Origin of the sequence: Herpetosiphon llansteffanensis (assembly GCF_003205875.1) — a bacterium.
In the GTDB taxonomy this organism is placed as follows: Bacteria; Chloroflexota; Chloroflexia; order Chloroflexales; family Herpetosiphonaceae; genus Herpetosiphon; species Herpetosiphon llansteffanensis.
In genome coordinates, this window is sequence record NZ_PUBZ01000125.1 from 45,672 (window position 1) to 66,298 (window position 20,627).

The window sequence follows — 20,627 nt, forward strand, 5'->3', positions numbered from 1 at the left end:
ACCATATTGGCCAGCAGCTGACGGCAATTCGGCTTGATATACAGCGGCTCGATAGCTTGACCGCCATGCCAGAAGCGCGCACCATTTTGAATGCGATTCAAGAACATTTGCATGTTCTTGGCTATGAAACCCATAATTTGGCGTTGAGTTTGCGTCCCAGCGTGCTTGATGATTTGGGGTTGCTGACGGCGCTGCGCAGTTATGATGAACAATGGCAAGAGTGCACCGACATCAAGCTAGCAATGCATTTCAATGTTGGTCTATCGACGCGCTTTTCACCAGCGATCGAAACCACGATGTATCGCGTTACCCAAGAGGCCTTAACCAATATTATTAAACATGCCCAAGCCAGCCAAGTGAGCCTTGTTATTCACCATAGCCCAAAGCATCTGCGCTTAATCATCGAAGATAATGGCACTGGCTTTGCCTACGAGCAATTTATCCAAGCCAATCCGCAGCAAAGCCTTGGTATCCAAGGCATTCAGGAGCGCGTGCTTTTGCTTGGTGGAAGCGTCGATACTGAAAAGCAAGGGCTGGTGCGGCGATGGGAGTCTGATAGGCGAGCATAGCGAGTTCCCTAGAATTCAGCATTAGCAATTTATTCGCATGCGAACAAGGCACCAACGCGGAGTTCCAATATGCAGACTCGTGGCGTAATAACCAGTACATGGATTTTTGTACGAGTAGGGGAAGGAGTGTGCAGAAAGCAAGTGAACGATGACGCTGGCTTGGCTGCTATCATTATGTTTAGTATACGACCGTAGTTCGTAGTTGTCTGTCAGTTAATCCCCGCTTGCGTGTCGGGATTAACCTGACATGGTTTCGTCGGTTTGCAACCAGCCGATGAGCAGCGCATAGCGAACCAAATCGACCCTGCTGTTCAAGTTGAGCTTTTCCATGCCGCGCATTTTATAGGTTTCGACAGTTTTCATGCTGAGATCTAATTGAGCGGCGATCTCTTTATTAGTATAGCCTTGGGCAATCAGTTGCAACACCGCCGTTTCGCGATCGCTTAATACGTTTACTTCGCTAGGATAGTGATTCATTGATGCACTCGTTTCAGTTGAGGTTAAATAGGGCGTAAGGGCTGGGTCAAAATACAAGCCACCCATGGCAATCGCCCGAATTGCCTGAATCAAGGTTTCTGAGGCGGCGCGTTTGAGCACATAACCTGAAGCTCCACGCCGATTAACCAAGAGTGTTGAAAAATGCAATTTAGGAGGAATGTATCTCGCAAGCGCGATCCCCAAAAAGCGGAAGTGGTGGCATTGGAAGGGATCCAGCCCCCGACCCCTCGCAAGAAACCGCGCAGAGAAATTGGCTCTAGGCGCTTGGCTTTTTAATATCAGGGTTTAGACCGAGAAACCACGAAGATCGCGAAGGTTGGGGATTGGGTACAAGGATAAGGGGCAGGTGAAGGTTGGGGATTGAGAAAACACCATAACATTTTAACCTATACGCCGGCGGCGGGACGGAAGGGTGGCAAAACGAGGGGCGAGAGGTCAGTTGTTAGGGAGCAGGTGTCAGGGTAGAAACCGCGAAGCACACGAAGAGAAATTGGCTCTAGGCGCTTGGCTTTTGAGTATCGGGGTTTAGATGGAAATGGTGGCATTAGCTAGGAACCCGATCCCCAGCCCCTGACCTCCAACCCCTCGCGTCGCACACGAAGTAGCCATTTGGGAACAGATCTTGCGATTTGCCAGCATATCGTATAGATACGGAAGGAGTATGTGATGAAAGCTGCTTGTTGGCATGGAGTCCACGATGTCCGAATTGATACTGTGCCTGATCCAAAGATTGAACACCCCCGCGATATTATTCTCAAAATCACCGCTAGCGCAATTTGCGGTTCCGACTTGCACCTTTACGATGGCTACATCCCATCGATGAAAGAGGGCGATATTCTTGGCCATGAATTTATGGGCGAGATCGTCGAGGTTGGCTTAGAAGTTAAAAACCTAGCAATTGGCGAGCGAGTGGTTGTGCCATTTACCATTTCTTGCGGCCACTGTTTCTTCTGCGAGCGCGATTTGTGGTCGGCCTGCGACGAATCGAACCCCAACGCCGATGCAGCCAAAGCAGTCTATGGTGCTTCACCAGCAGGCTTGTTTGGTTATTCGCACCTGTTTGGCGGCTATGCTGGCGGCCAAGCAGAATATGTGCGCATTCCCTATGGCGATGTTGGCCCGCTCAAAGTGCCAACCGGCTGGCGCGATGATCAAGTGTTGTTCTTGAGCGACATCTTCCCAACTGGTTATATGGCAGCGGAAAATTGCAACATCGGTGAGAACGATACGGTTGCGGTGTGGGGCTGCGGCCCGGTCGGTCAATTCGCCATTCGCTCAGCCATCTTGCTTGGCGCAAAACAGGTGATTGCAATCGATCGTTTTCCTGAACGGCTCGAACTCGCCCGCAGCGCTGGCGCAATTCCAGTCAATTATGCTGATGCTGATGTTGATGAAGTGCTCAAAACCCTAACCAGCGGTCGCGGCCCCGATGCCTGTATTGATGCTGTTGGCATGGAAGCTCATGGCTATGGCCTTGATGCGCTGTACGATAAAGCTAAGCAATTTGTGCGTTTACAAAGCGATCGCCCAACCGCATTACGGCAAGCAATTATGGCCTGTCGCAAAGGTGGCACGGTCTCGATTCCTGGCGTATATGGTGGCTTGATCGACAAAATGCCAATTGGCGCGGCCTTTGGCAAGGGTCTGACCTTCAAAATGGGCCAAACCCATGTCCAACGCTACCTCGAACCGCTGCTCGACCTGATTACTAGCGGCAAGATCGATCCTTCGTTCATCGTCAGCCATCGCATCGGCCTTGACGACGTGCCCGAGGCCTACGAGCAGTTTCGCACCAAAGAAAACCAAAGTATCAAATATATGATCACATTCTAAGCTATTGCGAGAAGGAGCGACTTGTGGTTCAAATCGGCTATCACGCTTCGCATGAACAATTTACCCCGCAAGCCTTATTGCATTATGTGCAGGTTGCTGCGACAGCTGGATTTACGGGCGTTATGGCCTCCGATCATTTGGCCCCGTGGAGCGAACGCCAAGGCCAAAGCGGGTTTGTGTGGTCGTGGCTCGGCGCAGCCATGCAAGCAACGTCACTCTCGTTTGGCATGGTCAATGCCCCAGGCCAGCGCTATCATCCGGTGATTATTGCCCAAGCTGCGGCAACCCTCGCTGCGATGTTTCCCGATCGTTTGTGGTGTTCCTTTGGCTCTGGCCAGCTGATGAACGAGCACATCACTGGCCAACGCTGGCCAACCAAGGCTGAACGCAACGCTCGATTGTTGGAATGTGTTGAGGTCATTCGGGCGCTCTGGGCCGGCGAAACCGTTTCGTATACAGGCGCGGCAATTCAGGTCGATGAGGCCTATCTCTATACGCGGCCCGCCAAACCGCCGCTACTTTTGGGTGCGGCCATTACGCCCGAAACAGCGGCGTGGGTCGCTAGTTGGGCCGATGGCATTATTACCGTGCATAAACCGCTTGCCCAACAACGAGCCTTTATCGAGGCATTTCGCACGCATGGCGGCGAGCATAAGCCAATGTTTTTGCAAGCCCAAACGTCGTATGCTGCAAGCGACGATGCCGCGCTAGCAGGCGCATCCGATCAATGGCGCAATGCAGCCTTGCCAAGCAGCATCAGCACCGAATTGCGCATGCCCAGTCAGTTTGATCAATTGGTCGATTTAATTCCGCGCGAAAAACTGCCCGCGCACATTCGCATCTCGGCAGATTTAGGCCAGCATCGCGAATGGTTGCAGCAGGATATCGACCTCGGCTTTGAACGGATTTATATCCACAATGTTAATCAGGAACAACTCCCGTTCCTGCATGCCTTTGGGGAGCATGTTTTGCCCACCCTTGATCGCAAGGAGTCGTCTGTATGAAGCAAACCGCTGAGCATCACCGTTTAGATTCCGATCAGCTAGCTCAGTGGCGGCGCTGGGGTTGTTATCTCGGCGATCGCGCCTGGGGTACGATTCGCGAAAGCGCGCCGACAAGTGCTGATCCATGGGCAACCTTCCCGTGGGAGCAAGCCCAACAACGGGTTTATCGCTGGACAGAGGATGGCATTGCAGGCTGGTGCGATATTCAGCAGCAAATCTGTCATTCAATCGCCTTTTGGAATGAAGAGGACGATCGGCTCAAGGAGCGTTTTTTTGGCCTCAGCAACCAAGAAGGCAACCACGGCGAGGATGTCAAGGAATATTATTGGTATAGCGAGGCGCTGCCCAGCGGCGCGTATTATCGCATGCGCTATCTCTATCCGCAGGTCGCTTTTCCCTACGAACGCCTGCGCCAAGAGAATAAACTGCGCAGCCAAAGCGAGCCAGAATTTTGCCTGATCGATGCCTTACCGCAAACATTTCGCGAGCAACGCTTTTTCGACATCACGATTGAATATGCCAAGCCAGCGCCCGATGTGATGCTCTGTCGCATTAGCGCCATCAATCGCGGCCCTGATCCAGCGCCGTTGCACATTGTGCCCAAACTCTGGTTGCCATTCAATCCAGAAATTGCGCAGGCCCGCATGAGCCAACACGCAGATCAGACGATTGTGTTGCAACACCCAAACGTGGAGCAATATCGCTGGTGGCTTGATGACGCAGCAACGGTCTATTTCAACGACTATCAGAGCAATACGCATGCGTTGTACGACCAAGCCAAACCAGCTTCGGCCAAAGATGCAATCCAGCGCTGCATTGTTCAGGGCAAGCCTGATTTGCTTAATGCTGAGCGCAATGGAACCCAAGCCAGTGCCCATTACCAGCACATGCTTGAGCCAGGCGAAACTTGGTCGATCACGCTTGGCTTTGGCCCAAGCTCAGCAGCCAATCCGCTAATGAATGCTGACGAATGTTTGCGCCAACGGCGGGCTGAGGCTGCTGAGTTTTATGCATCAATTAGTCATTCTTCACAGCAGAGTGATTTGCAACTTGTGCAACGAGCAGCATTTGCTGGCCTGAATTGGAACAAGTTGGCCTATCGTTTTGAGGTAGAGGAATGGCTCGCAAGCGCAACTGGCGATCATGGCGCAATGCCAGATCACCCAGACAAAGAATGGGGCCATCTGCGGGCGAATGATCTGGTGTCGATTCCTGATCGCTGGGAATTTCCAATCTTGGCGACGTGGGATTTGGATATTCAGATTGTAACCTTGGGCTTGGTTGATCCAGCCTTTGCCAAAGCGCAAGCCTTGTTGCTTTTGAATGAGCGCTATCAGCATCCCAACGGGGCAATTCCGGCGACGGAAGGCGCGTGGGCCAACCCGCATCCGCCAATTCATGGCTGGGCAATTTGGCAAATCTACCATCTCTGCGATCAGGATGATGCGTTTTTGGCAGCAGCCTACCCGAGCTTAAAACGTCATTTTAGCTGGTGGACGCGCGAGCATCGCCAAGCAGATGGCCTGTTTACTGGCTGTTTTATGGGCATGGATAACATCAGCCTGATCGATCGCCAAAAGCTGCCCAAAGGCTATCGGTTGGTGCAGGCCGATACGACGGGCTGGCTGGCTCAATATGCGCTGATGTTGCTCAAAATGGCGATTGTGTTGGGCAATGATGCCGATGCTTGTCATTTTCTCGACGAATTTCTCGCGATTCGCAAGGCCCTCAACACGCTTTGGGATAGCAAGGATCGCTTTTTCTATGATGCCTTGGTCAATGAAGATGATACCTATACCAGCCTCAAAGTGCGTTCGTTGGTGGGGCTTGTGCCCTTGCTGGCAACCGCAGTCATCGATCGCAACAGCCTGAGCGAGGTTCCACATGTCGCGGCGCGATTGAAGAAACTCAATCAAGCTGCCGATCAATCGGAGCAATTATTGCTGACCGCCGTTGGCCAACACTGGAAACCGTTGATCAACGCATTATTCGATGAAGCTGAATTTCTCAGCCCCTATGGCATTCGCTCAGTTTCATTGGTGCATGCCGAACATCCAGCAGCATTAACGCTTGAGCAAGAACAGTATGAAGTTGTGTACGAGCCAGGCGAAGCGCCTGATCGCATGTTTGGCGGCAATTCCAATTGGCGCGGGCCAATCTGGCTGCCGCTCAATCAACTGCTGCTCGAAGCAGTCCACAATTTGCAAAGCGGAGTGCAGCAACAAGCATGGCATTCCGAAGCGTTTGCCAATCTAACTGAAGCCCGCGATAGCTTGATTCAGCGCTTGGTTGGGATTTTTGTGGTCAACGAGCAAGGCCAACGGCCCTATCTTGGCAACCAAGCCTTGTTTCAGCAAGAATCAACCTGGCATGAACATCCTTGGTTTCACGAATATTTTCATGCCGAAACAGGCAAAGGCCTTGGGGCCAGCCACCAACACGGCTGGACAGCAAGCATCGCGGCGATTATTCACTGTGCTGGCTTATGGAACGTCGACCTAAAAAGCGCTAGCACGGCATAGTTTCTGCAACAGCTATTGGCTATGAGAAACAGTGGTTTATTTAGGAGGATTTGATTATGCCACAGCGAACAACCCAAATTATTCATATTGGTGCACCAATCGAGCGCGTCTATAGCGAATTGACCAACTTTGCCCACTACCCAAGCATTTTCTCTGCAATTACTTCGGTTGATACCAGCACGCCGGATCAACTGCAATGGGAGCTTAAGGGGCCACTCGGCGCAACGCTCAACCTCAGCACCGATATTAGTACGCAAGAAAAATATCACCAAGTAACCTGGAATAGCCGCCAGCAAAGTGCGCTTACCACCAGCGGCCAAATTGTGTTGGCACCATTAGCCGACAATCAAACTCATGTCGCCGTCACCTTCCAATACGATCCACCAGCAGGCGCGCTTGGTGAAGCACTGGCCCATGTGATTGCCAACCCAGCCACCGCGCTTGAACACGTGCTCAAACAGTTCAAACAACATATCGAAGCCACCAGCAGCCGCGAACATGGTGGTAAAGCATAATTAGCCCCTCACCCCTGACCCCTCTCCCACTGAACACAGGAGAGGGGGAAACCAATCCATGGTGAGTGAATCATCTAACGGATGAACTGATTGAAGAAGGAACCAGCCATGACTAAACCCCAGCAGCATTCAGCAGAACCAGCATTTGAGCCAGCCACCAGCGTGCTGCTAATCATTGATATGATCAGTGATTTTCGTTTCGAAGATGGCAACCTGCTTGCCAAACAATGTGCTGCAATTGTGCCTACGATTGTGCAATTGCGCGATAGGTTGGCAGAAGCTGGTGGCAAGGTCGTGTATGTCAACGATACAGCAGGCACATGGACGATGGATCGCGCTGAGTTGCTTGAAAAAGCCGCAGCGCCAACGAGCAAAGGTCGCCCAATTGTCGAAGCCTTAGCACCTTTGGACGACAGCGTGATGCTGCTCAAGCCCAAACACTCGGCCTTTTTTGCAACCCCACTCGATCTGTTGTTGCAATCGCTGCAAGCCAAAACCCTGATTTTGACAGGCATGACGACCCATATGTGCATTTTATTTACCGCAATCGATGCCTATATGCGCGATTTTCAAATCATCATTCCTAAGGATGCGGTTACGGCTCACACCGAGGAGCTGAGCCAAACAACGCTTGATTATTGCAACACAACCTTGCAAAGTGCCACGCCAACAACTGCAATGCTAATCAAGCAGCTTAACAATCGCTAAACTCGTAGCTATTTCCCCGCCGTTGCGCTCACCATCGTTGCTTGGGGCTGATGAATTACGTTTAGGAACATCATCCTTTACTGGATTATGTTCAGAGGATTGAACTCATGTATTTTCATACCCAACAATTAATCAACGAAATTGCGGTCGATCAACCAGATCCAGCGGCAGCCAATGCCCTGCAAGAAGGCTTGGGTGGTCAATTTGGCGAGATGCGCACGATGATGCAATATCTTTTCCAGAGCATTAATTTTCGCGGCAAAGCCAAGCCCTACCACGACCTAATTCACGCGGTTGCGGTTGAGGAAATAAGCCATGTTGAATTAATCGGGACTACCATTAGCCGCCTGCTTGATGGTGCGTCAGAGAGTTTGCCTAAAATGGGCGCTGGCAAAGGTGGCACGCCCTTGAAAAATGCGCTTTCCGAGGGCAATATTCACCATTTCTTAGTTGGCGCGCAAGGTGCAATGCCGGTCGATGCAGCGGCCAACCCATGGCTTGGCTCGTATGTCTACAACAGCGGCAATTTGACCCTCGATTTGCTGTATAACTTAATGCTCGAATCGACTGGGCGCTTGCAAAAGTGTCGGATTTACGAAATGACCGATAATGCCACGGCCCGCTCAACGATTTCCTATTTGATTGTGCGCGACCATGCCCACGAGCTGGTATTTGCCAAAGCCTTGGAATCGTTGGGCGTGAATTGGGGCAAAATCTTGCCGATTCCCAATTTTGATGCAACCCAATTTCCCGAAGTGCGCAAATTGATGGATACAGGCTTGCACCTGCAACAACATCATTGGCGCTTGGATGGCTCGGAAATGGCCAAGATTTTCAGTGGCTCATCGCCAGCCAACGATGGCGCGACCGTCGAAACCACCGATAGCCCACCAACCGGCTTCCCAATGCAGCCCGCCCCCGAACGGCCAGAGGAGTTTGGCCCAGGCTTGCCACCAGAACTCAAAGAACTAGTTGATCAAATCGCCGCAATGGGCGACAGCAAATAAACGATCAACGCCACTCGCTGAACAATCAGCGAGTGGCGTTTTTTTAAATCTCAACAATAAACATCTTGCAGCAACGCTTGGCGGGTGGCAAACGCCGAACCTAATTGTAATGCTGAGCGCTGCTGCCACTGTTCCTGCACTAGCTGATTCATCTGCTGCGTCGAGGCAGGAACTTGCAGCGTTTCGGCTAAATTGGCTTGGACTGTACCAACTTGACCCTCGTGGAACGCACACGGGCGCAAGTTACGGGCACGCGCGCGCAATTCCGCAGGGCTACAATCAATGCCAAGCCCATGGTCAGCGAGCCACGCATCGTTATAGACAGTTTGTAGGTAGCGCTCGCCACTATCGGCAGCAATTGCCACAATCTGTGCGCCAGCAGGCATTTGCTGGGCAAAAAACATGGCGGCCAACAGCACCGCTCCGCTCGAAGCGCCAACCATAATCCCTTCATGGCGTGCCAAGGTGCGACAGGCCAAGAAGGCAGCTTCATCGGGCACATTGAAGGCATGGTCGAGCAACGCCAACGGCAAATTGGCGGGAGTCCAGCCTAGCCCAACCCCAGGCATCAGATAGCTATGGGCCGCGCCGCCAAAAATCGCCGAGCCAACTGCATCGACTCCAACGACCTGTACATGCGGCGCAACCAGTTTGAGCTGACGCAGGATACCGCCAAGCTGACCGCCAGTGCTCACTGCAGCAATCACCATGGCCAACGAATCGCCGCCCTGCACCAGAATCTCGCGCGCAGTTGAGTTGGCATGGGCCTCGCTGTTGAGCAAATTGAAGCATTGGTCTGGCCGAAATGCCCCGCGAATCTGGCGGGCCAATTCGTTGGCTCTAGCAATCCTGGTTTTGTGATAGCTGCCGCTGTCATCTTGCTCGGTCACAATCTCGACCTCAGCGCCATAAGCTTCAAGCAAGGCTAAATTGGTTGGAGTGATTTTTGGATCAACCAGAATAATCACCCGATAACCTTTGGCTGCCCCTAGCATCGCCAGCGAAATGCCAAAATTGCCACTCGACGATTCAATGATCGTACCGCCTTGGCTAAGCCAGCCAGCTCGCTCAGCAGTTTCGATGATAAACCGCGCCGGACGATCTTTGACGCTGCCACCTGGATTGCTGCGCTCACACTTCAGCCCAATTCGCGCCTCATTGGCGTGGGTCAGGCGTTGCAGTTGCACCAGCGGAGTCTGACCAATCGTATCAACAATCGTAAGCATAGGTTCTCCATCAAGCTGTGGCGGCAGTCGTTTCGCCCTCGGAATGCGTTTCAGTAGCGGCAGCAGAATTAAGTTTTGGCGTGGGCAGCGGCAACAGCACTAAGCCAATTGCGCTCACCAGCCCCACCGCTGCAAACACCAACCATGGCAACAATGGCAACGCATGCGCTTGAGCCAAATCAATCAGCCAGCCGCCAATGCCATTGCCCAAGCCACCACCAATCGCCAACGCCAACGAACTGACCCCAAGATAGGTACCAAGCGCTTGCGAATCGGCCAAGGCAATCGTCAAACTTTGTTGGGTTGGCCGGGTCAGTAGCGAACCAAAGGCAAAAAAACCAACACAGCCAAGTAACAGGCTAAAGTTATCGATCAAGCCAACTGCGCCCATGCTCAAGGCCATTAGCCCAACCCCAATAACCAGAATTGCCCGAGCTGAGAGCCGTGGCTCCAGCAGACGAATCATTGGATATTGCAAACAGACAGTCATGCCAGCGTTGAGCGCAAACATCACCCCAACGCCATCGCTGCTACCGGTCAAGCGTTCGACCATAATTGGCAGGCTGATATTAATTTGGACTGCCACAAACCAATAGCCCATGAGCAGCGCCGTCAAGGCCAAAAAGCGTCGGTCGCGCAACACAAGCACATAGCCAGCCCCAAGCTTACTGCTTGAATTGGCAGTGCGCACCGCTGGCAGCACCAGCACTGCAATCACAAACGTCACCAAAAAGCAGGCTGCAGCACTCAAACAAACCCATTGAAAATCAAAGCGTAGCAGCCATACGCCGATCAGCGGGCCAAGCGTCGTCGCCACGCCACTCACAAGGTTGCTCAGCGCATAGTAGCGAGGCCGCGATTCATCGGTGGTCAGCATGGCAATCGAGGCCTGATAGGGAACTTCGAACAAGGCCCCACCCAAGGCCGAAACCACTAATGCAGCAAAAAGACTCGGAATGGTGTTGGCCCACGCCAAGCTCGCAAAACCGACCGCTCGTAGCAAAACGCCACCACACAACAGTTGGCGCGCCCCGATGCGGTCGGTCAGGCTGCCTGCAACCAATGCCAAGCCTTGTTGGGTCAATTGGCGCACAGCCAGCGCCAAGCCAACGGTCGCCGCCGCCCAGCCAAGCGTATTCACAAAATGAACAGCGACCAAGGGCATAACCAGCGTAAAGCCGCTGACCATGAAAAAGGTAAAGACCAGCAAGGCCCGCAACCCACGCTGCCGCTCCACCAAGCTTAGCTCCATGCGCTCGCTCCCTGCTCACTTGGCGGCAAGGCCCGCGCCACAACTTGCAGTCGTCGCCCAAATAGGCTTTGGCCAAACGTCCAATCGCCAGCAAATGCGCCAATGTGCGGAGCCGGTTCGTCAAACATCACTTCAAGGCCAAAGCCAGCTAGTTGCAGCAACAACCGCAACTCTTGCGGAAAAAGCAGCCGATGTTGCAGGTGCTCGTGCAGCGCTGGCTGATCAGGAAATAGCCAGGTATAGTAACGCTCAAGAATTTGCGTATCTGGAGTTATGTCAAATCGTGTTAGACCAACGAGCGTGCCATTTGCTAGCTCAGTTTCCTCACGATGTTCTTGGCGCAGCCAGCGTTGGCCAGCTTCAGTCAAGAAAAAGGCAGCATTGCGCATATCCAGCACTACCACGCCACCTTCGACGAGGTGTTGGCGAAAGCGCCGCAGCGTGCCAAGCAGCTCTGCATTGGTCAAGTTGTAAAGGAACGTGCTGCCAACACAAATAATTGCATCAAATGTACAATCAAGCTCAAAGGTTTGTTGGCTGGCCTGAACAAAGCGTACATCTGGATGACGTTGACTAGCCCATTCGATCATCGCCGCCGACGAATCGATGCCAATCGGCTGATAGCCTTGGGTTTGCAGATAGGCGATCTCACGCCCAAGCCCACAGCCCACATCAAGCAAGCGTGGGCCTGGCGCAAACTGCTCAAGCAGCCCATGCAAAAAGCGCCCCATCGCCTGCTTGGGGTCGGGAATCACTTGGTCATAAAGTTGGGGATAATCGTGTAACAGGTTGGAAAAGGTGGTTGGAAGCTCCATCCGTTCCTCCATAACTAATCACTCAGGGTTATTGATAGCGGTACAGCACGCTTGGCTCGGCGCTGAATTGCGAAAAAGGAAAAGGCTCAGCTGATACCGCTGTCACGCCGCGATCAAGAAACTGCGGCACAATGCTGCTACCAGTTTGGGCATAGACCAGCAGCGGAATCGAGCGCGCCCGCACCCGCTCCAAAATCCGATCAAACGAGCCATTACTGAGGGTCATGCCAGTTGCAATCACCAGATCAGCAGCGTCAAGTGCTGGCTCCATGGTTTTGCTCACTGGCTCGCCCCATTGGGTTTGGCGCATGTTGAAGTCGCAGGGCAAACACACGCCACCTTGCTCGCGAATTGCTTGCACCAGTGGATTAACCACCCCAATCAGCGCCACCTGTTGGCCAGGCTCAAGCTTGAGCAAGCTCACAATCGCCCGATCACGGGCTAAAGCACGATCGTGCGGTGTGCCAAGTGGCAATTGCCATGGCGTGGCATGAGCTGCATCACGATGTGGCGCGACGGTGCCAAAATAGGCATCAAGCGCAGCAATTCGCACGGGCAAACGCGGATCATCCAGCAAGCTTGCCAGCGAAGCGCCCGCCAGATCTTCAGCAACCAACGATGGCAAGTCGTCGCGTTCAAGGCAGCACGCCCCAAAAGCAGCACCCGAGCGCAGCAGCAAATAGTGGTTGCGATAAAGCTGAGTTGTGCCCGGAAACTTCGTACTTTGCGCAATCCACATTGCTCCTGTCGCAAATAGCTCAGCTGGATCAACTGCATACGCGCCACGCTGAACTGCTGCAACCAATTCCTCAACGCTCGCCGCAGCAATCGATGGTGGATTAGCCATTGCTAGCAACCTCCAAAATTGGCTTCTCGGCCAATTCAAATTCCAGCAAGGCCGCCGCTTGGCTGGCAAATGCCCGGGCTTGCAAGCCATCAGCATCAACCGCAACCACATGGCCCAAATAACAAGCATTATCGATTGGCTGATCAATGGTGCTGCCAACTGTTGCGCTGAGCGTCCAGCGAGCAACATGCGGCGCGTTTGCGAGCGCAGTTTGGCCATGAATCGCCTGCAATTCGCCAGCCTGTTTTGGCACCAAAAATTGAATTGCCGCACTGGAGATGCCCGTTGCGCGTGGCTGCACATTTGGCTGTTGGCCAAGCGCCAAATCGATTGTTGCATTCAGCAGATTGATGCCACTGACCCGATCAACCAATTCGGCGATGTAATTGCCACCCACACGTGGATTGATTTCGACAATCCGTGGGCCAGCGGGAGTCAATTTAACTTCAGTATGGCTGATGCCATGATCAAAGCCTACCGCGTTGAGCGCAGCCCGCACAAGCTGAATAATCGCTGCTTGCTCCTGCTCGCTCAGCGCCGCCGGAAACATATGGCTATCTTCGATAAAATACGGCTCAGCAGTAATCCCCTTATCCGTAATCCCCAGGATGGTAGTTTCGCCAGCAAACGTACACGCTTCAACGCTGACTTCTGGGCCATGCATATAGGCTTCGAGCAACACCGCCCGATCGCGGGGCTGATCACGGAAGTTGCGCTCAAAACCAGCGAGCGTAGCATAGCTTTCGTGCAATTCAGCTTCGTTGCGCACCAAGCGCACATAGGCACTCGAGGCCAAATCGGTTGGCTTAATCACCAACGGATATCCAATTGCTAACGCCGCAGTTTGCGCCTCACTCCACGAGTTCACCAGTTGATAGGCGGGATTCGCCAAACCAGCCCGATCAAGCGCTTGGCGCAACAGGCCTTTATTGCGAATGCTGCTCACACTGCTCGGAAACGAACATGGTAAATCAAGGGCAGCAGCCACTTGGCGCGCGGTATCGATGTAATAATCACAAATCGTCAACACGCCATCGAAGTGCAGCAAGCGATGTTGCTCACGCAGAAAATCGATCAGCGCCGCTTCGTCATTGGTTTCCGTGGTAAGCAGATGTTGAGCATAGGCCAACACGGGATGCGTGGCTGGTGGCGTAGCGTAATGCTCACGTCGCCGCGTCACAAAACTATAGCTATGGCCCAGCGCCGTAATTGCCGCTGGCAAAATCTGGCCCGTTCCTCCAACCCAACTCTCTAGCATCAACAGATGCCCCATCGCATGCCCCCTACAGCTATACAATAATAATACTAAGTCTCAATAAGGCTTGATAATAATACTGAGTCTCAATAATTTGTCAAGCATGGGCGAGGTTGATTCAAGCTAGCAAGGGGTTGTTTGGGCACAAAAAAATGCAGCAAAACTGTAGTTTTGCTACGAAACATCTGGCATATTTCGTTTTATAGCGGCGTTTGCTTGATGATCGTGATGCTAGGGTTATGATTTTAGTCGAAACATCGAGAGCGTAAAAGCCGATTCAGTTAATGATGACCGAATAACCTGCTCATTATAGCTGAACGTTAGCTCATTAAGATGCCAATTTGAGATAAATGCCCCTTCGATTGGCCCGTTTGGGTTGGCTTTTACATAGCCCGACAAAAGCCGGGCAACATAGGTTGAAAGACTATAGCGACTGCCACTCCCTTGGCCACCGATAGGATGGCCTAAGTTTGCCACATCATCAGGATGCCGATGGGCAAAGGCAATCGCAATTTGGTAGGCGGTCAAAAATGGCCGCCCAAGATGATGCTCAGCAGCAGCATCGGGAACAGCAGCAAGAATGGCGTGCAGTTTTGAAATAATGTCATGAGTTTCGCTATAACTCATCATGATCCTCCATAGCTAGAACCCACAATGCTGGTTATGGCCAGCATTCCTAGCGGAACAAAGCACCACAAATGCTAGATGTTTTTGATCGACTAGGCTATTTTTATACGTAGTATCTCACAGCAACGCGATCTTGCCCAAACCGTAAGATCAGCTTTCTGGAAAGCCTCACTGAACAGCAATGTGCACTGTCATCGATCCATGGTTATCTCCTCGATTCTCTGCATCGTTAATGGTAAGAAAAAGCTGGCCATTTGTTGTAGCAACGTAAGATGCTCCACAACCAACCTTAAATGGCTCTCCTTCTTTACCAATCCTACCAATTAATATGGGAATGGGCTACCTGTTTATAAGTTTCGAGCTATAGCATCCACTGGATAACATAGCTCGATACGAACAACCAAACGAAGGCCAGCTGCCTATTATGATGTTCAAGGGCAGCTGACCTTCGTGGATATCTGCATTAGCTAGTCCACTAAAAAAGCGATTATCAACCATGCACAATGCTAATCTGGCTACGACGATTCTATTTTATGTCAAATAAGCTTCATTAAAAACTAGCTTGCTGATTCTAAAAGTGATACGCGTAATTGCTCAGCCAAAGCAATAACTGTTTCATCAAGGTTATCGATTGTGGGGGAGCCTTCTGGCGTAAAGTCAATTGGAATGAAACTGCTCTGGTGCTTGCCATCATTCGCCGTTCCGGTCAGGATAATGCCAGTAATATGCTGGTTACCATTGGGCAGATGCTCAACTTTGGCTTGGGCATCAAGCGCACTGTAACGCCCAAGATCCCATGTGATGTCATCAAAACGTGAGCGCAACAACGTCTCCAGCTGGACAACGACACCATCATACACTTCAGCAATATTCGTATCTGAACTCATAATTCGCTCCTCTTAGCTATTCGATCGTTCAGTTTTATCTTCAGCAAGAGCAAGAATTAGACCGAAAAGCAGAAGCTTGTTTAATTTTTTGTTCTGTTATGCAGAATATTCTACAATATATTCGTTAACAAATGTTTGTTTGTGGGCAATAACTTACAACCGTTTCGATATGAGTTCGCGATGGCAACCAGCTATCCTGCAACCAGATCGTTGACTGTGTTTGCAAAGGAAGCCTACAATGCGCAATTTGGAATGGATTGTCTGTTTAGCCTTTTTGCCAGCCTTGTGCTTGCCGTTTATGCCCCAACGCGCGCATGCACGCTGGCGCTTGAGTGCAGCCGCGCTGCCAGCAATAATGGTGTTGATTCACCTTCTCTACGAGGGTTGGCGCATTCAAATGCTGCCGTTATATGGCCTAGCCAGCTTGTTGTTGCTCAACCAATGGCTGGCGTATAGCGAACGCCGTTTGCGCATTATTGGTGGCATAAGCTTTGTTGGGCTTGTTTTAGGCATTATTGGTGCAAGCTGGCTACTACCAGTGCCAACCTTGCCCTTGCCGACTGGGCCGTATGCGGTTGGAATTGTCGATCGCGAAGTGGTTGATGCAAGCCGTCAACGCCGCCTGATGGTTTCGGTTTGGTATCCTGCTGCCCACGCTGGTGAGCCTGCGCCATTCACCAAGTACCCCAATCAGCTTGCTGCTGGGCTGGCAGATATGACCGGAATTCCTGCATTCGTTTTTCAGCATTTACGCTACATCAAACTTGCTGCCAGCGAAGGAGTGCCACTATTAACCAAGGCTGGGCCGTTGCCAGTGCTCGTGTTTTCGCCAGGCATGGTTGGCTTGCGCGGCCAAAATAGCTCGACCTTTCAGGAACTGGCAAGTTGGGGCTATGTTGTGGTTGCGATAGATCACACTGATGCGGCGGCAGTAACGGTGTTTCCCGATGGCGAAGTGCGCTTCGCCAATTTTGCCAACTTTGGCATTGATCCAGCTCAAGAAGCCACGACCGACCAGATTAATCAGTACCTATTACCCGTCTGGATTGCTGACCAACGCTTTGTTTTGGATACGCTTGAACAGTGGAATGCAAACGATGGATTATTGGCTGGGCAGCTTGATCTCGCAAATATTGGTATCTTTGGCCACTCGTTTGGTGGTGCAACTGCCTTGGAAACTTGCGCAATAGATGCTCGCTGCACGGTTGTGGTCAATCTCGATGGCGGACTATATGGCCAAAGCGTTGAGCGCTCAGCAACCAAGCCCTTGCTGCTGCTGACTTCGCAGGAAAGCAGCAACGTAACCGATGCGGTCAAAAACTGGAACCACCTCATCAGCAATGCGCAGAATCAGGCAGTTTGGCTCGAATTGCCCAACAGCTCGCATTTGTCGTTCACCTTCGCCCAGCTCTTATCGCCCTTGTTGGTGCCCGCTGGCTTTGAACCAAGCCAAGGCTTAGCGCTTGCAGATAGCTATGTACGAATGTTTTTGGATGTGTACTTGCGCGGCGCGAGCCACGAGCAATTTGCCGATTTAGCTCAGCGATCAGAGATGCGCTGGCTTGCAAAGTAAGTTAAAAGCGCGGATCGGCAGCATGAGAAACTGCCGATCCGCCAGCAACATCGCGCGATCAGTTGCTAGTTAGAGCTTTAAACCAGCTTAATAATGTTTAAACATTTTTGTGGTAGAGTATTCTACACATAGAAGCCAATACCCATTTTTGCTGCTTTGCTGAAAGCGGTCTCAACGATTGATCATTGCCACCATTTTTGCCGCCCAAACCAATTGTCGCGCCGCTTGAAGCCATGCATGCTGGTGGTGTATTGTTGGTGTCGAAGGATGGTAAGGATGAGAACGCAACATTGGCGGCTGGTTGTTGGCTTGGTCGTTGTCGGATTATTAATCAGTAGCGGATTGCTGGTGGCAAAGCCAAGGGCCGTGGCTGCCTCACCTCTTGGCTTACAGGCAACAACGTTGGCAACAACCTATTATGTTGACCCAACGCTTGGCAATGATACAACAGGCAATGGCAGTAGCAGCCAACCTTGGCAAACCCTCGCAACCGCCATCGCGCTGGTTGCCCCAAATCAAGGCCACACGATTTACCTCAATGCAGGCACGCACCTTGTGCCCAACAAATTGTATATTCCAACGGGGGTGAATATTCAAGGAGCTGGCTTGAGCAAAACCATCTTGACAGGCGCAACTTGGACTCCCAACGGCGCGACCTACGATGAAGGCATGTTAAATTTCATCTCTGCGCCAGCAGCAAATGGCAACCAGTCAATCCACGATTTAAGCATTAATGGCAACAATCGCAGCCTGCATGTGGGCATTTATATGCAAGGGCGGCATAATTTTGAACTCTACAATGTGCGGATTAGCGATGTAGATTTTGCGGCGATTAACATTAATGCTGATGGCAGCATTCGCTACAACCCTAATGATGATAGCGCTGATGCGCATATTCCCCCAACAACCTATGTCCAAAATCTCAAATTGCATCACTTTAGCGTCATCAATGCAGGCAAACATATGGGCAATTGGATGAGTGGAGCAGTGCAAATTGGCGGGCTTGATGGTGCTGAGATTCACGATTTCATTATTAATAGCCCAACGAGCGATGCTTACGGCTTGAAATTTGCCAAAGGTGGTTGGTTTAAGCATACGCACATTCATCATGGCACAATTATGGCCGACCCAAATATTACTAGCGGCACATGGCGCGGTATGGCTGCTAGTATCGAATTATGGAATTTGCTGGAAGGCAATGAAATTAATAATGTGCAAGTTAATACATGGACTTCGTTTGTTGCTTGGTACGATAATAATCAACTTCTAGCAACAACCACGCTTGATTTTCACGACAATACCTTGAAGTTAGTCGAATGGTGTACGTCAGGCGTTGCATGTAAACCGCAAAATGAATCCTCTTGGTATGGTAATTTAGCCATTGAAGTAGCGATGAGCAATACCAAGATTCATCATAATTATATTAAAAATCCTGGTGAAGCTGGCATTGCAGTTTGGTCGGGTGCTGATGAAAATGTTGGTCCTGAACGCAAAAATAACCAGATTTCGCAAAACATTTTTGAATCAGGCACAACAACCAATCATCGCATGCTGCATGTACAGGCATCGTATATTGATGGCGTAAAATTTTATAATAACACTGGCTATGGCTCGTTTGGCATTCCAATTTATATTCAACGGCGCGATAAGCCTGGCATCTATTTAAAAAATATCGAGATTCGCAATAATATTTTTCAAACCAATGAAATTGGAACATTGAATGCGATTGTTGCAACCGAATGTGTTGTGCCTGCTGCATGTACCAACCTCGTTTTGAGCAATAATAGCTATGCAAGCACCAATTGGGGCTTTTTTGTCAATTATGGGCCGCCAGTAACCAGCGTCAGCTTAAGCAACAATTGGTCACAACCAGCAGGCCTCAATTTGACAGGCGCAAAGCCATATCCATTTTATGCTTTGGCTGGTAACAATAGTTTTGCAATCGATAAAGGCATCAACGTCGGTCTTGCCTACACTGGCAGCGCCCCCGACCTTGGAGCCTATGAATTTAGCCCAATTGTGATTACGCCAACAGCAACCGCAATTCCAACCGCGACCCCAACGGCAATTCCAACCAACACACCAACGCCGACAGCAACCCCTGGCCCAACCAATCTGTTGCGCAACCAGGGCATGGAGCAAGGCAGCAGTTTCTGGGCATGCTGTAGCGTAACGGTTGTCAACAGCCCTATCTATCAAGGCGCAAATGCCCTGAAATTCAGCCAGCGGGTTGCAGCATGGAACGGCCCTGCCCAAGAACTGAACATTGCTAACTTCCAAGCAGGTGTAACCTATCAAACCAAAGCTTGGGTGCGCAGCGCAAGTGGCACACCTCAAGCCCGCATTATGTTGCAAATTGAGACCTCAACTGGCAATCAATGGCTACAACTCTCACCAAATACCACTCTATCGAACAGCGCATGGACTCAATTGAGCGGCCAAGTAACCCCAACGTGGACTGGCACATTGCAACGGGTTACATGGTATATCGAAACCGCTGCCGGAACCGATGATTTGTATCTTGATGCAACTGAATTGATGAAACCATAGCCTTTGATTAATTGAACAAGGCCATGCTTTCGCTCTGAAAGCATGGCCTTGTTTATGCAATTACTGATAAATTGTATTTATTCTGTTTAACAGAGTAATCTCTGTTTTATTTTCAGGTTTTGATTGTTGCGTAGGGAACACACATTGGTGCGCCTGTTTCAGGATCGGGAATAATATGCGCGCGCACACCAAAGACCTGCTCAAGAATCGTTGGAGTCAGCGTGGTTAATGGTGGGCCATCACTCATAATCGTGCCGCGCTGGAGGACTACAAGCCGATCAGCATAGCGCGCTGCTTGATTCAGGTCGTGCAATACTACGGCGATGGTCATGCCACGCTCGTGATTAAGCCGCCGAACCAACTCTAGCACCTCTAACTGGTGGCCGATGTCCAGAAACGTTGTTGGTTCATCGAGCAGCAACAAGGGCGTTGCTTGGGCTAGGGCCAAGGCAATCCAAGCACGCTGACGCTCGCCGCCAGAGAGCGTGTCGAGCGCGCGATGGCTGAAGCGCTCCATATCGGTCAGTGCTAGGGCCTCGCGAATAGCGACATGATCTTGTTGGCGCAACATACGGAGCGCACCGACATGCGGATAGCGCCCCTGCTCAACCAATTCGCGCACGGTCAGGCCTTCAGGCGCGCGCGGCCCTTGTGGCAAAATCGCCAAGCGTTGGGCAATCGTTGCTGAAGCCATACCAGTAATTGCTTTGCCATCAAGATAGATAGCACCTGCACTTGGCACAAGCAGCCGGGCCATGGTTTTGAGCAGCGTCGATTTGCCCGAGCCATTTGGCCCGACCAATGCGGTTACTGTGCCTTGAGTAAGTTGGAGCGAAAGATCGGCAACCACCGATCGCTCGCCATAGTGCACATGGATCGCTTCGGCCTCAAGCACAATTGGGGCTGTATCGCTACTCATTGGGCAAGAATCTCCTTGAA

At 51.4% G+C, this 20,627-nt stretch carries 17 protein-coding genes and 1 pseudogene; 9 read left to right on the forward strand and 9 right to left on the reverse strand.

Annotated features, from left to right (window positions below; translation table 11 throughout):
• Positions 1-5 precede the first annotated feature (5 nt).
• The gene (locus C5S61_RS20080) at positions 6-569 is read left to right on the forward strand and encodes a sensor histidine kinase (RefSeq protein WP_338066660.1); all 564 of its coding nucleotides are present in this window, start codon (positions 6-8) and stop codon (positions 567-569) included.
• Positions 570-806: 237 nt separating this feature from the next.
• On the opposite strand, the pseudogene C5S61_RS20085 reads toward C5S61_RS20080, so the two are convergent.
• Positions 807-1,181: pseudogene (locus C5S61_RS20085) on the reverse strand (LuxR C-terminal-related transcriptional regulator); the annotation flags it as partial.
• Positions 1,182-1,733: 552 nt separating this feature from the next.
• On the opposite strand from C5S61_RS20085, the gene C5S61_RS20090 reads away from it, so the two are divergent.
• The 6 genes from C5S61_RS20090 (at position 1,734) to C5S61_RS20115 (ending at position 8,656) form a co-directional block, all read left to right on the forward strand.
• Positions 1,734-2,900 (forward strand): zinc-dependent alcohol dehydrogenase, encoded by a 1,167-nt coding sequence (locus tag C5S61_RS20090; protein WP_110517932.1) that lies wholly within the window; start codon positions 1,734-1,736, stop codon positions 2,898-2,900.
• Between the two features lie 23 nt (positions 2,901-2,923).
• The gene (locus C5S61_RS20095; protein ID WP_110517934.1) at positions 2,924-3,904 is read left to right on the forward strand and encodes a TIGR03885 family FMN-dependent LLM class oxidoreductase; all 981 of its coding nucleotides are present in this window, start codon (positions 2,924-2,926) and stop codon (positions 3,902-3,904) included.
• On the forward strand, positions 3,901-6,426 hold the full coding sequence (locus C5S61_RS20100; RefSeq protein ID WP_110517936.1) for an MGH1-like glycoside hydrolase domain-containing protein: 2,526 nt from the start codon (positions 3,901-3,903) through the stop codon (positions 6,424-6,426). The genes C5S61_RS20095 and C5S61_RS20100 overlap by 4 nt, the downstream gene beginning before the upstream one ends.
• A 56-nt stretch (positions 6,427-6,482) precedes the next feature.
• On the forward strand, positions 6,483-6,941 hold the full coding sequence (locus tag C5S61_RS20105; RefSeq protein WP_110517938.1) for an SRPBCC family protein: 459 nt from the start codon (positions 6,483-6,485) through the stop codon (positions 6,939-6,941).
• Between the two features lie 108 nt (positions 6,942-7,049).
• Positions 7,050-7,649 carry a cysteine hydrolase family protein gene (locus C5S61_RS20110; RefSeq protein WP_110517940.1) on the forward strand — a complete coding sequence of 200 codons (600 nt, stop codon included), beginning with the start codon at positions 7,050-7,052 and terminating at the stop codon, positions 7,647-7,649.
• A 107-nt stretch (positions 7,650-7,756) separates the two neighbouring features.
• Entirely contained in the window at positions 7,757-8,656 is a 900-nt protein-coding gene (locus C5S61_RS20115; protein WP_110517942.1) for a manganese catalase family protein, read from the forward strand.
• Positions 8,657-8,706: 50 nt separating this feature from the next.
• Here C5S61_RS20115 and C5S61_RS20120 read toward each other — a convergent pair whose 3' ends face one another.
• The 7 genes from C5S61_RS20120 to C5S61_RS20150 all read right to left on the reverse strand — a co-directional run bounded on the left by C5S61_RS20120 (position 8,707) and on the right by C5S61_RS20150 (position 15,565).
• The gene (locus C5S61_RS20120; protein ID WP_110517944.1) at positions 8,707-9,882 is read right to left on the reverse strand and encodes a cysteine synthase family protein; all 1,176 of its coding nucleotides are present in this window, start codon (positions 9,880-9,882) and stop codon (positions 8,707-8,709) included.
• A gap of 10 nt (positions 9,883-9,892) precedes the next feature.
• A complete protein-coding gene (locus C5S61_RS20125) occupies positions 9,893-11,134 on the reverse strand; it encodes an MFS transporter (RefSeq protein WP_110517946.1) in 1,242 nt (413 codons plus the stop codon).
• Positions 11,125-11,949 carry a class I SAM-dependent methyltransferase gene (locus tag C5S61_RS20130; RefSeq protein WP_205701441.1) on the reverse strand — a complete coding sequence of 275 codons (825 nt, stop codon included), beginning with the start codon at positions 11,947-11,949 and terminating at the stop codon, positions 11,125-11,127. Before C5S61_RS20130 ends, C5S61_RS20125 begins: the two co-directional genes overlap by 10 nt.
• A 28-nt stretch (positions 11,950-11,977) precedes the next feature.
• Entirely contained in the window at positions 11,978-12,796 is an 819-nt protein-coding gene (locus tag C5S61_RS20135) for a Rossmann-like domain-containing protein (protein ID WP_110517951.1), read from the reverse strand.
• On the reverse strand, positions 12,789-14,054 hold the full coding sequence (locus C5S61_RS20140; RefSeq protein WP_205701442.1) for an ATP-grasp domain-containing protein: 1,266 nt from the start codon (positions 14,052-14,054) through the stop codon (positions 12,789-12,791). Before C5S61_RS20140 ends, C5S61_RS20135 begins: the two co-directional genes overlap by 8 nt.
• Positions 14,055-14,288: 234 nt before the next feature.
• Positions 14,289-14,678, reverse strand: a complete 390-nt coding sequence (locus tag C5S61_RS20145) for a hypothetical protein (RefSeq protein WP_110517955.1) — start codon at positions 14,676-14,678, stop codon at positions 14,289-14,291.
• Positions 14,679-15,235: 557 nt separating this feature from the next.
• Complete coding sequence (locus C5S61_RS20150; protein WP_110517957.1) at positions 15,236-15,565, reverse strand: hypothetical protein; 330 nt, start codon at positions 15,563-15,565, stop codon at positions 15,236-15,238.
• Between the two features lie 238 nt (positions 15,566-15,803).
• Between C5S61_RS20150 and C5S61_RS20155 the strand changes: the two genes are divergently transcribed.
• Both C5S61_RS20155 and C5S61_RS20160 read left to right on the forward strand, forming a co-directional pair.
• A complete protein-coding gene (locus C5S61_RS20155) occupies positions 15,804-17,138 on the forward strand; it encodes an alpha/beta hydrolase family protein (RefSeq protein ID WP_110517959.1) in 1,335 nt (444 codons plus the stop codon).
• Between the two features lie 276 nt (positions 17,139-17,414).
• Positions 17,415-19,688, forward strand: a complete 2,274-nt coding sequence (locus tag C5S61_RS20160) for a carbohydrate binding domain-containing protein (RefSeq protein ID WP_110517961.1) — start codon at positions 17,415-17,417, stop codon at positions 19,686-19,688.
• Positions 19,689-19,800: 112 nt separating this feature from the next.
• Here the strand turns inward: C5S61_RS20160 and C5S61_RS20165 are convergent, their stop codons facing one another.
• Positions 19,801-20,607 (reverse strand): ABC transporter ATP-binding protein, encoded by an 807-nt coding sequence (locus C5S61_RS20165; protein ID WP_110517963.1) that lies wholly within the window; start codon positions 20,605-20,607, stop codon positions 19,801-19,803.
• Positions 20,608-20,627 lie beyond the last annotated feature (20 nt).